Source organism: Flavobacterium ichthyis, from assembly GCF_009915155.1.
Taxonomy (GTDB): Bacteria; Bacteroidota; Bacteroidia; order Flavobacteriales; family Flavobacteriaceae; genus Flavobacterium; species Flavobacterium ichthyis.
On record NZ_JAABLM010000004.1, the window covers coordinates 213,409 to 224,704 of the forward strand.

The 11,296-nt window shown below is 34.3% G+C and carries 14 protein-coding genes; 9 read left to right on the top strand and 5 right to left on the bottom strand.

Annotated elements, in window-relative coordinates; genetic code table 11:
* Positions 1–49 precede the first annotated feature (49 nt).
* From GV828_RS04950 to GV828_RS04960, 3 genes are all read right to left on the bottom strand, one after another.
* Positions 50–970, bottom strand: coding sequence for an ABC transporter ATP-binding protein (locus tag GV828_RS04950; RefSeq protein WP_166536370.1), 921 nt, complete (start codon positions 968–970; stop codon positions 50–52).
* Positions 971–1,145: 175 nt separating this feature from the next.
* Complete coding sequence (dnaJ, locus tag GV828_RS04955) at positions 1,146–2,252, bottom strand: molecular chaperone DnaJ (RefSeq protein ID WP_166536371.1); 1,107 nt, start codon at positions 2,250–2,252, stop codon at positions 1,146–1,148.
* 30 nt (positions 2,253–2,282) lie between these two features.
* The gene (locus GV828_RS04960) at positions 2,283–2,870 is read right to left on the bottom strand and encodes a nucleotide exchange factor GrpE (protein ID WP_166536372.1); all 588 of its coding nucleotides are present in this window, start codon (positions 2,868–2,870) and stop codon (positions 2,283–2,285) included.
* A 149-nt stretch (positions 2,871–3,019) separates the two neighbouring features.
* Between GV828_RS04960 and GV828_RS13280 the strand changes: the two genes are divergently transcribed.
* From GV828_RS13280 to GV828_RS04975, 4 genes are all read left to right on the top strand, one after another.
* Complete coding sequence (locus GV828_RS13280; RefSeq protein WP_394350648.1) at positions 3,020–3,250, top strand: hypothetical protein; 231 nt, start codon at positions 3,020–3,022, stop codon at positions 3,248–3,250.
* On the top strand, positions 3,169–3,378 hold the full coding sequence (locus GV828_RS13285) for a type II toxin-antitoxin system RelE/ParE family toxin (RefSeq protein ID WP_394350647.1): 210 nt from the start codon (positions 3,169–3,171) through the stop codon (positions 3,376–3,378). The genes GV828_RS13280 and GV828_RS13285 overlap by 82 nt, the downstream gene beginning before the upstream one ends.
* A complete protein-coding gene (locus tag GV828_RS04970; protein WP_166536373.1) occupies positions 3,362–3,697 on the top strand; it encodes a helix-turn-helix domain-containing protein in 336 nt (111 codons plus the stop codon). The genes GV828_RS13285 and GV828_RS04970 overlap by 17 nt, the downstream gene beginning before the upstream one ends.
* Positions 3,698–3,969: 272 nt before the next feature.
* Positions 3,970–4,632, top strand: coding sequence for a YceI family protein (locus GV828_RS04975; protein WP_166536374.1), 663 nt, complete (start codon positions 3,970–3,972; stop codon positions 4,630–4,632).
* Between the two features lie 51 nt (positions 4,633–4,683).
* Here the strand turns inward: GV828_RS04975 and GV828_RS04980 are convergent, their stop codons facing one another.
* Together GV828_RS04980 and GV828_RS04985 are read right to left on the bottom strand one after the other, a co-directional pair.
* Positions 4,684–5,589 carry a TIGR01777 family oxidoreductase gene (locus GV828_RS04980; protein ID WP_166536375.1) on the bottom strand — a complete coding sequence of 302 codons (906 nt, stop codon included), beginning with the start codon at positions 5,587–5,589 and terminating at the stop codon, positions 4,684–4,686.
* A 178-nt stretch (positions 5,590–5,767) separates the two neighbouring features.
* The gene (locus GV828_RS04985) at positions 5,768–6,220 is read right to left on the bottom strand and encodes a DUF4442 domain-containing protein (protein WP_166536376.1); all 453 of its coding nucleotides are present in this window, start codon (positions 6,218–6,220) and stop codon (positions 5,768–5,770) included.
* A gap of 231 nt (positions 6,221–6,451) precedes the next feature.
* On the opposite strand from GV828_RS04985, the gene GV828_RS04990 reads away from it, so the two are divergent.
* The 5 genes from GV828_RS04990 (at position 6,452) to GV828_RS05010 (ending at position 10,768) form a co-directional block, all read left to right on the top strand.
* Complete coding sequence (locus tag GV828_RS04990) at positions 6,452–6,952, top strand: DUF4870 domain-containing protein (RefSeq protein ID WP_166536377.1); 501 nt, start codon at positions 6,452–6,454, stop codon at positions 6,950–6,952.
* A 110-nt stretch (positions 6,953–7,062) separates the two neighbouring features.
* Positions 7,063–7,392: a PadR family transcriptional regulator gene (locus tag GV828_RS04995; RefSeq protein ID WP_166536378.1), complete on the top strand. Its 330-nt coding sequence runs from the start codon at positions 7,063–7,065 to the stop codon at positions 7,390–7,392.
* Positions 7,393–7,398: 6 nt separating this feature from the next.
* Entirely contained in the window at positions 7,399–9,105 is a 1,707-nt protein-coding gene (locus tag GV828_RS05000) for a PspC domain-containing protein (RefSeq protein ID WP_166536379.1), read from the top strand.
* A 4-nt stretch (positions 9,106–9,109) separates the two neighbouring features.
* Positions 9,110–9,829: a head GIN domain-containing protein gene (locus GV828_RS05005; protein WP_166536380.1), complete on the top strand. Its 720-nt coding sequence runs from the start codon at positions 9,110–9,112 to the stop codon at positions 9,827–9,829.
* A 105-nt stretch (positions 9,830–9,934) separates the two neighbouring features.
* Entirely contained in the window at positions 9,935–10,768 is an 834-nt protein-coding gene (locus tag GV828_RS05010) for a GIN domain-containing protein (RefSeq protein WP_166536381.1), read from the top strand.
* Positions 10,769–11,296: the final 528 nt, after the last annotated feature.

Consider the following 11,296-nt stretch of genomic DNA (forward strand, 5'->3'; position numbering starts at 1 on the left):
TAAAAATTGTTCAATTGGTTCTCAAAAAAAATATATCATTGATTTAAAATTATCTGCTGACAGTTTGGATAAAAATATCGTTTACGCTTGGGATTTTTTCTACGAAATGTGTGACTTGTCCATTTTGGGTAAGAATGTTGAGCAAATCATTTGGTGTTGCACTCCCAATGTTGATTTCGAGTTTTAAATCGTCGTTGAGTGATTTAAACGAAGTTTGTGCGACGGTGAATTTTTGAGTTAGATCATACATCAATCTTTCTACATTTGACGATAAAATCCCGATTTGGAAATTATTAGAACGGTATTCGCGTTTGACATCTGTGAGTTTTCCTTCAATTAATTTATTCGATTTGTGGATCAATGCGATATCGTCACATAATTCTTCCACGCTTTCCATTCTGTGGGTTGAAAAAATAATGGTTGCGCCTTGTTTTTTCAGTTCTAAAATTTCGTCTTTAATAATATTGGCGTTTACAGGATCGAATCCGCTGAAAGGCTCATCAAAAATAAGTAGTTTGGGTTTGTGTAAAACGGTTACTACAAACTGGATTTTTTGCGCCATTCCTTTGGAAAGTTCTTGGATTTTTTTGTTCCACCAACCTTGAATTTCTAATCTTTCAAACCAATATTCAAGCTGTTTTTTAGCTTCGGCTTTTGATAATCCTTTTAGTTGTGCCAAATAAAGCGCTTGTTCGCCCACTTTCATCGATTTGTATAAACCGCGTTCTTCCGGCATATAGCCAATTTGCTGAATGTGTTTAGGTTGTAGTTTTTCGCCATCTAAAAAAACGTCGCCTTGATCTGGCATGGTAATTTGATTGATGATTCTGATGAGTGAGGTTTTTCCGGCACCATTTGGTCCTAAAAGTCCATAAATGCTTCCTTTTGGTACTTGCAATGAAACGTTATTAAGTGCGGTGTAATCTCCGTATTGTTTTACAACATTTTTTACTTCGAGGATGTTGTTCATAAATTTCAAAATTATTTTATGCTTGGTAAAGTGCCGTAAAGATACAATTATTCAGATGTTTTTTATAGCGATAAAAAAAACCCACCCCTATTTGCACAAGGATGGGAAAAATTGCTATGAAAAAGAAAATCACTAGCGAACTAGTAATGTTCAAATATATAAATTTTTTAATTTATTACGAAAACATATCCTTAACTTTTTCAAAAAAAGATTTTTCGGACTTTTCTGGCTTTGGCAAAAAGCTGTCTTCGTTTAATGAATTTTCGAAGAATTGGCGTTGTTCTTTTGTAAGATTTTGGGGTGTCCAAACATTTACATGTACTAATAAATCACCGGTTCCGTAGCTGTTGATGCTTGGAATTCCTTTTCCTTTTAACCGAAGGATTTTTCCGGATTGGATGCCTTCTTCGAGTTTGATCCTTACTTTTCCATTTACCGCATCGATATCTTTTGAAACCCCTAAAACGGCTTCTGGAAAACTAATATAAAGGTCATAATGAAGATTTTCGCCTTCCCGTTTTAAAAATTCGTGTTCAATTTCTTCAATAGCCACGATTAAATCTCCCGGAATACTGTTGCTTCCTGGAGCATCATTTCCTTTGTTGGAAACTTTTAATTGCATTCCATCAACAACACCAGCCGGAATTTTAATGGAAACGGTTTCGTCTGTCATCACCATTCCGTAAGCATCGGCATCTTTTGGTTTACTTTCCAAAATTTGTCCAGAACCCTGACAACTATGACAAGTTGTCGCAGATTGCATTCGTCCTAAAATGGTATTGGTTACTTTCATCACCTGACCTTGACCATTACAAGTAGGGCAGGTTTTGTATTGAACGCCTTGAGCCTGAACTTTTCTTTTAACTTTTACTTTTTTCTCCACGCCATTGGCAATTTCTTCGAGCGTTAATTTTACTTTGATACGAAGATTACTTCCTTTAACGCGTCGAGGACCTTGATTTCCGCCAAAACCGCCGCCAAATGCACCACCGAAAATATCTCCAAACTGACTGAAAATATCGTCCATGTTCATGCCGCCACCGTTAAAACCGCCACCGTTTTCAAACGCTTGATGACCATATTGATCATAACGTGCTTTTTTCTGTGGGTCACTTAAAACCTCGTAAGCTTCGGCAGCTTTTTTGAAATTTTCTTCCGCGGTTTTATCGCCCGGGTTTTTATCTGGGTGGAATTCTATTGCTTTTTTGCGGTATGCTTTTTTGATAGCAGCAGCATCTGCGCTTTTTGAAATTCCGAGTATTTCGTAAAAATCCTGTTTCATTTTTTCAATAATTATGTTGGGATGCGCTTTTTATTGTCCGATAACTACTTTTGGAAAACGGATAATTTTGTCGCCCAATTTGTAGCCTTTTTCTATTACATCAACAATCTTGCCTTTTAGTTCTGGTGAAGGAGCCGGAATTTGTGTGATGGCTTCGGCGAAATCCGCATCAAAAGCGTCGCCGGTTTTTAATTCCACTTCTTCTAAACCTTTGGAGGCTAAAGTGTTTTTAAATTTGTCATAAATTAAATCGACACCTTTTACTAAATTTTCGTCGCTTGATTTTGCAATTTCGGTTTTGGCTCTGTCAAAATCGTCAATAATGGGAAGCATGGCTAGCAAAACTTCTTGGTTTGCGGTTTTAAAAAGGTCGATTCTTTCTTTTGCTGTACGGCGTTTGTAATTTTCAAATTCTGCAAAAAGACGGATAAATTTGTCTTTTTCTGCCGCCAAATCTTCTGAGAGTTTTTCTTCAACGGTTAATTCCTGTGCAGGAATTCCAGCGTTTTCTGGGGTTTCCTGAGTTTCGGAAGTTGTTGTTTGATCTAGCTCTTGCTCGTTATTTGGGTTTTCAGCACTCATGTTATTTTTGCTTTTAAAAATATTCTTTATTTTCATTCTTAGTTTTTGTGGTTGCAAAAGTATTGCCATTTGTGAATAAATGTCAAAATGTCACGGGATTTTTGATTTTAATTATTGATTTTTTTTAGAAATAGTTTAGAAGCAATTTTTTTTGTATCTTTGTAAGGAAACAATATAAGCCAATTATGAAAAAGTTTGAAGTGTTATTTTTAGCCGAGGCAAGATCATTTTTATTTAATCTTGACGAAAAGAGTAGAGACAAAATAATCTTTAATATCGACAAAGCGAAAGTAAAAACAGATAACGAATTGCTTAAAAAACTAAAAGGTGAAATTTGGGAATTAGAACGTTATTCAATAAAACTCATTACCGAATTTTTGCTTTTTGGGACAGAGATGATAAACATACAACTTTAGTTTTAGCGACACACGGCATCATCAAAAAGACCGGCAAGACGCCAGAAAAAGAAATTGAGAAAGCAGAACAAATTAGGTTACACTATTTTGAATTAAAAAAAAGGAATGAAGATGGAAACAAAAAATAAAGCGTTAGAAATTTTTACTTTTGACCAAATCAAAGATGAATTTATTGGCGAAGTTGGCACTGAACGAAGAACGCAATACGAGCAAGAATTGCAATTTGAACTTATGGGAGAAATGATCAGGAAGGTACGGATTGAGAGAAATTTGACTCAAGAAGAATTAGGAAAATTAATTGGAGTGCAACGTGCCCAAATTTCTAAATTAGAAAATAATGCAACTAATGTTACGATTGAAACTATCTTAAAAGTTTTTGGAGCGTTGAAAGCGAAGGTCAACTTTAATGTGGAATTGATGAATACCAAAATTCACATTGCACAATAAAATATTTTTGAAAACGACGCTTTTCCGCAATACAAATCCCGAAATTTTAAAATACAAAATAACGATTGGGTTTAGCCCCGGGAGCAACGTAAATCCTTACTTGGCATTTTCACTAAAAAAAATGGCAAGCGAAGATTGAAGTGTATCACGGGCCGAAGTTTAAACAATTCACTGGCGTGTTTGCTCCTTAACAAAGTTAGTTTTATCATTTTTTTAAGATAGTTTGGCAATTTGTTTTGATAAGTTTGTGTCAACTTAATAAAACCAAATTTATGAAAAACCGTATTCTTACTTTTTTTATGGCGGCAACGTTGGGTTTGACCGTTTCTTGTAAAGGTGATAAAACTTCGGAAGCTGGTGAAGCTGCTGAGGTGAAAGAGGCTTCGGCTGAAGCTGTAACTTATAATGTGGATGCTGCAAACAGCAAAATTGAATGGTCTGGTAGTAAACCTACGGGGAAACATACTGGAACAATTTCGGTTAGTGAAGGTACTGTGGCTGTAAAAGGGGATCAGTTAGAAAGCGGAAAATTTGTAATTGATATGAACTCTATTATGGTTACGGATTTGACAGGTGAGGAGAAACAAGGTTTGGAAGCGCATTTGAAAGGAACCGGAAAACCGGAAGCTGAAGATGAGTTTTTTAATGTGAAAAAATATCCAACGGGAACTTTTGAGTTAACTAAAGCGGTTACTGAAAACGGAAAGACAAACGTGGAAGGTAACTTGACTTTGAAAGGTGTGACTAAAAATGTTAAATTCCCTGCGACTGTAGCCGTTAACGGTGATACAGTAACCATTACCAGCGAAACTTTTGCAATTAACAGAACGGAATGGAATGTTAATTACGGGTCGAAATCTGTTTTCGACAATCTTGGTGACAAGTTCATCAACGACGAAATTGAACTTAAGGTTAGCGTTACAGCTAAGAAATAAATTGTTAATTCACCCTCAAGAAAAAGCTTTGTTTAACGACAAGGCTTTTTTTTATTTTAATAAATTGCGTAGGGCTTCTTTGAGCTGGGGAAATTGAAACCGATATCCTTGCGAAACTGCTTTTGCCGAATCTACTTTTTGCGAAGAAACTAATAAAATATGCATTTCGCCTAAAATGAGTTTGAGCATAAAGGTAGGAATAGCTGGCATAAAAAACGGTTTGTTTATTGTTTTGGCAACCGAAGCCGTGAGTTCTTTATTGGTAACAGGATTTGGTGCTGTGGCATTATAAACGCCATTCCATTTATTTTTTAAGGCAAAAAGATAAATGCCAACCAAATCGTTGATGTGAATCCAAGATTGCCATTGTTTACCAGAACCCATGGGCGAACCGACTCCTAACTTGATGGGTTTTAAAATTTCCGGAAGCATGCCGCCTTTTTCGGAAAGTACCAATCCGGTACGAATTTTACACACGTTGATGTTTAATCGTTTAAAATTGTCAACGGCTTGTTCCCATTTTACCACTACATTTCCTAAAAACGAAGCATCAACAGCGGTTTCATCTTCGGTGTAAAATTTTTGCAAACTGTTAGGGTAAATGCCAATTGCCGAAGCGGAGATGATTTGGCGGATTTCGTGATTGGCCGTTTTGATGGTTTTGTACAATAAATTTGTGGATAAAGTTCTGCTTTCAATAATGGCTTGTTTATTTTTTGAAGTCCAACGTTTTGAAATGGAGGCTCCCGCCAAATGAATTACTGCATGAACTCCTGCAATGGCATTGGTATCAATAATACCTTTTTGCGGATTCCAGTAAAATCCTTGATGATTAGCTTCAGAAATAATTTCGTCCTTATTAGTAGTAAGAAAGTTAACGCTGTAATTTTCTTTCAATAATTGTGAAACGAGTTGGCTTCCTATCAAACCTGTTGCCCCAGTAACTAGTATTTTCATGGCTTAAAAATTTAGACTTTATTCAAATTTACGAAGCAATTCATGAAATTAAATGTTAATTAAGGAAGGTTTAGGAGTAAATTTTGCCACAGATTTGGAGTTTATTTTGATTTGTATATCTGGAATTTGGAATATGGAATTTTCTCCCCTTAGCATTTAGAATTTGAAAAATTGGAATTTATTTGACTCGTATGCTCCATTCAAAATCAAGTTCTGAAACTTGTTCGCCTTTTTCGTTAACGCCAATAGATTTCATCCAAAAGGTTTGACCTTCGCCAGTTTCAATAGTCTTTTGTATAGCTTCTTTAATTAAATGACCGTCTTTACAAGTAAAAAAAACTCTTCCAGTTGCTTTTTTGGTAAAATTACTTTTGTTATTGGCTACTAACATTGATATTTTTTTGCCGCTTTTGCGAATATGAAGCATAACCAAAGCACCTGTGGTTAATTCAGCAGCCATTGCTTGAACAGCGAAATACATAGAATTAAACGGGTTTTGGTTAATCCATCGATGTTTAACGGTTGCAATGCAAGAATTGGAATCAATAGATTTTACCCTGACGCCACAAATAAATGCAGAAGGCAATTTGAAAAATAAAAATTTATTGAGGTTAGAAGCCGTGAATTTCATGGATAATTGTTTCTGATAAAGATAATATTTTGCATTTGAGTAGCAAAAAAAGCAATTATATGAAAAATACAAAATAATTGTAAAATTGTTTTATAGTTGATTAACAAAGGAATACGCCAAGATAATGTTTTTCTAAATGTTAATATATTGTTAAATTTAGGTACTATGCAAAACAAGATACTGTTTTTTAGATATATATTTGCATAGGATATTATTATATACGTTATCATCATGACAACATCAAATCAAAAAACAACAGGAGCTTTAACCCATTTAAGTGCGTTATCGCAGTATTTTATTCCTTTCGGAAATTTTATTTTCCCAATTATCATTTGGTCATCAGCCAAAAAAGAAGGTGATATCATTGACCACAGCGGAAAGCAATGCATCAATTTTCAGTTGAGTTTGTTATTATACTCTTTGATTTTGGCGATGATTGCCATCCCAACATTTATTTATAGTGTTGTAGGAAATATTCCTTTTGAAGCGATTTTAAACGAAGAAAATGTTGAGCAATATTTTAACATCGATAATATTACCGGCATCCTTGCTTTAGGAATCACTATCATATTTTTATTTTCCGTATTAAAAATCGCTGAATTTGTGCTTATAATTTATGCTTCAGTAAAAACAGCAAACGGCGAATTTTATCGCTATCCGTTTACCATCAATTTCTTGAAAACGAATAATGTTCAGCCGGAACTTGATTTGGCTACAGAAGCAAAATCTTAAATTGACACTTTCAATGACAAAGACAATGACAAGTTCAAAATAAATCATCAAAATAAATCATCAATCATCAATCAAAAAATGAACAGTTTAATTAAAATTTAAAAGTACTTATGAATATTGAAAACACTAAAGCCCAAATGCGCAAAGGTGTTCTAGAATTTTGCATCTTATCAGTCTTAAAAGAAAAAGACGCTTATACTTCAGAAATTCTTGACACATTGAAAAACGCGCGACTCCTTGTTGTGGAAGGTACTGTTTACCCTTTATTAACAAGGTTAAAAAACGACGGATTACTCAACTACCGTTGGGAAGAATCAACTTCGGGACCACCACGAAAATACTACGGGTTAACCGAATTAGGAAAACAATTTTTAAAAGAATTAAACGGAACCTGGACAGAACTTTCAGATGCCGTAAACATTATAACCAGCCAAAACTAAACCATCATGAATAAAACAGTCAACATTAATTTAGGAGGTGTCTTTTTTCACATAGACGAAGACGCTTATCAAAAACTTAGTCGTTATTTCGATGCCGTAAAACGCTCGCTTACCAATTCGACCGGTAAAGACGAAATTATGAAAGATATCGAAATGCGAATTGGAGAAATTCTTTCGGAAAAAATTAAAGGTGATCGCCAAGTGGTTTCGATTAAAGATGTGGAAGAAATCATTGCCGTGATGGGCGAACCCGAAGATTACCGCATTGACGATGAAGCACAACCTGATAGAAATTACAATTATGCGGCGGGAAAACGCACCAAAAAATTATACCGCGACAAAGACAATAATATGATTGGTGGTGTTTTGGCAGGGATTGGTCATTACCTTGGTATTGACGCGTTGTGGCTCAGAATTTTAATGGTGATTTTATTTTTTGGTTTTGGAACCGGATTATTAATTTATCTCATTTTATGGATTTTAATGCCGGCTGCCAATACCACTGCAGAAAAATTAGAAATGACGGGGGAGCCTGTGACCATTTCTAACATAGAAAAAAAAGTGCGTGAAGAATTTGACATGGTTTCGCAAAAATTCAGTAATCTTGATTATGACAAAATGGGTAACCAAGTAAGATCTACCAGCAAAAAAGTAGGGGATACCATAGGCGATATTTTCTTGAAGATTTTTTCAATCATTGGCAAAATTATTGGAATTTTTCTAATTGTTTTTTCGTCCATTACGTTGGTGTCTATGATAATCGGATTTTTAAGTGCTGGATCTCTTTCAATGGTGGATTATCCTTGGCAAAAATACATTCAAAACTTTACTGATTTTCCACTCTGGACCATTGGTTTGGCCACTTTAGGAGCTGTAGGAATTCCGTTTTTCTTCCTTTTGATTTTAGGATTGAAATTACTAGTAAAAAACATGAAATCCATAGGAAATACTGCCAAATATACGCTTCTAGCATTGTGGATTATTTCGGTTGGCGTGTTGATGTTCATAGCAGCAAATCAGGCCAAAAACAGTGCTTACGATTCCAAAAAAATTGAAAGAAAAACTTTTGATTTTCCAGCAAATGATACTTTAAAAATTCGTTTCAAACACAATGATTATTATGCCAAAAATCATTATAGAACCACTCACGATTTTAGATTTGTACAAGATTCTGCTGGAGTTGAAAAAATTTATTCTAACAATATTGGCTTATACATCATGAAAGCCGAAGGCGCAAAACCTTACATTCAAATTGAAAAACAAGCCGACGGAAAAAGTTTTGCGGAAGCAAGATCAAGAGCCGAAAAAATTGAATACAATTACCAAATTATCGGAAACGAGTTGATTTTAGACAATTATCTGTTAACCGATATGGCGAATAAATACCGCAACCAAGAAATTAAAATCTACCTTTATTTGCCAAACGGGATGTATTTTAAACCAGATGCTTCGGTAAAAGATTTTGATTATAGCGACGATAGTTTCTTTGATTTATGGTACGATTCTAATAATACTTATCAAGTAATTGATTCTCAAGTAAAATGTTTAAATTGCGAAGTATTAGTTCCCGAAGAAATACAAGCAAAAGAACCTATGGTGCAAGATAGCTTAACGGTGGAAGTTGTTCCAGAAATTCCGCAAGAAACCAGAGATGCTGACGGAAAAATAAAAAGACTCGAAATCACAGAAAAAGGTGTAACCATTCAACGATAAAATTATGGCACGAATAATAGTTTATCTCTTAAAATTTTTAGTCGCAATCATGTTTGCCCTGTTTTTTAACTCTTGTCATAAATCAATTGAAGGAAGTGGCAACATTGTGAAAGAGAACCGAACGGTAGAAAAATTTACTGGAGTAGATGTTTCAAGCGGTATAATAGTGATGATTGAACAAGCTGAAAATCAGGAAGTGATTGTTGAAGCAGATGATAATATCAAAGATCAAATTCAGACTAAAGTGGTAAACGAAACTTTAGAGATTTCAACATCATATAACAGTTTGAACAACGCCACGATGATTGTGCACGTAAAAATCCCTGAAGTTTCCTATTTAAATTCCACAAGTGCTTCGAAAATTAACGGAAAATCGGTATTAATTTCGGAAGATTTAGTAGTTGAAACTTCTAGCGGAGGCAATATTGAAACCGAAATAGAAGCCCATAAGTTACGCGTCGAAAGCAGTAGCGGCAGCACCATCGAAATTTCTGGTAAAGCTTTAAATGCTGATTTTGATTCCTCAAGCGGAAGTTCTATCGATGCACTAAATTTAGTAGCGAACGAAGTAAAAGCATCGGCTTCAAGTGGAAGTTCAATAAATGTTAAAGTACTGAAAAAATTAAAAGCTGATGCTTCAAGCGGGGCTTCGATAGATTTTTTCGGACAACCAGTTAACATCGAAAAATCGGAAAGTTCCGGCGGAAGTGTTTCGCAGAAATAAAAATTCAATCCCGGTTTTTTAGCCGGGATTTTTTTTGCATAAAAACAAAAGCTAAAATTCGCACAGTTTCCACGTTTTTTTATATTTGTGAAAACAAGTATCCGAATGAAAAAAATTTTACTCTTTACCGTATTTTTTATCTCAACCCTTGCAATTGCTCAAAATAAAGAAAAAATTAAAGGTACTAAAACCGTCGCCATCGAACCCAAAGAAATACAATCTTTTAAGAATATTCAGGTAACGGACAACCTCGAAATTTTTCTTGAAAAAGGAACCACACCAGCTTTAGAAATTGAAGCAGATGATAACTTACACGAAATTATTGTGGCAGATGTTACCGCTGGAACGCTATATCTTTCGACCAATAAAAAAGCCACAAATTTTAAAAAATTGAGTGTTAAAATAGTTTATACCGATGATTTAAAGTTAATTACCGCAAAAGATGAGGTAACGGTTAGCGCTTTGTCCGAATTAAATTTAGACAATATTACTTTTAAAACTTTTGATTATGTGAAACTTTTTCTCAACGTAAAATCGAGATTGTTTACCGTTTTTGCCAATGATAGATCAAAGCTCGAACTCAATGCAAAAGCCGAAATTGCTGCAGTTGAATTGAGTAAAAATAGTAATATGAAAGCTTTAATTTCCGCGCAAACACTAAAATTTGACATGTACCAAAAAGCAACTGCTAACATAGAAGGTGACGCAGTAGAATTAAAACTTCGCTTAGACAACAACGCTAATTTTACAGGGAAAAATCTTACTGCTCAAACCGCCGAAATTACTTTGGAAAGTTATGCTTCTGGAAGTATTTTTGTGAATACCAATGCCACAATTAACGCTTCAGGAAAATCTGAATTACAAATTTTTGGCGAACCTAAAATTGATTTGGCAAAATTCAGTGACAATGCTGTTTTAATGAAAAAAACGATGCGATAGTTTTTAAAAAACCACAAATTTTATGAATCAAAATGATTTCTAAAAAAAATTGGTTTTACTTCAACTACAAAAAAATTAGTGAATTCGTGGTTAAAAAACTTACCACAAATTCACTAATTAAATTTATTTAAATAAAAATTATTCTAAAGTTGCTAAATAACGCTCTGCGTCAAGTGCTGCTGTATTTACTTAATTTTTTTTAAAAATTATTCTAAAGTTGCTAAATAACGCTCTGCGTCAAGTGCTGCTGTATTTACTTAATTTTTTTTAAAAATTATTCTAAAGTTGCTAAATAACGCTCTGCGTCAAGTGCTGCTGTATTTACTTAATTTTTTTTAAAAATTATTCTAAAGTTGCTAAATAACGCTCTGCGTCAAGTGCTGCTGTATTTACTTAATTTTTTTTAAAAATTATTCTAAAGTTGCTAAATAACGCTCTGCGTCAAGTGCTGCTGTATTTACTTAATTTTTTTTAAAAATTATTCTAAAGTTGCTAAATAACGCTCTGCGTCAAGTGCTGCTGTATTTA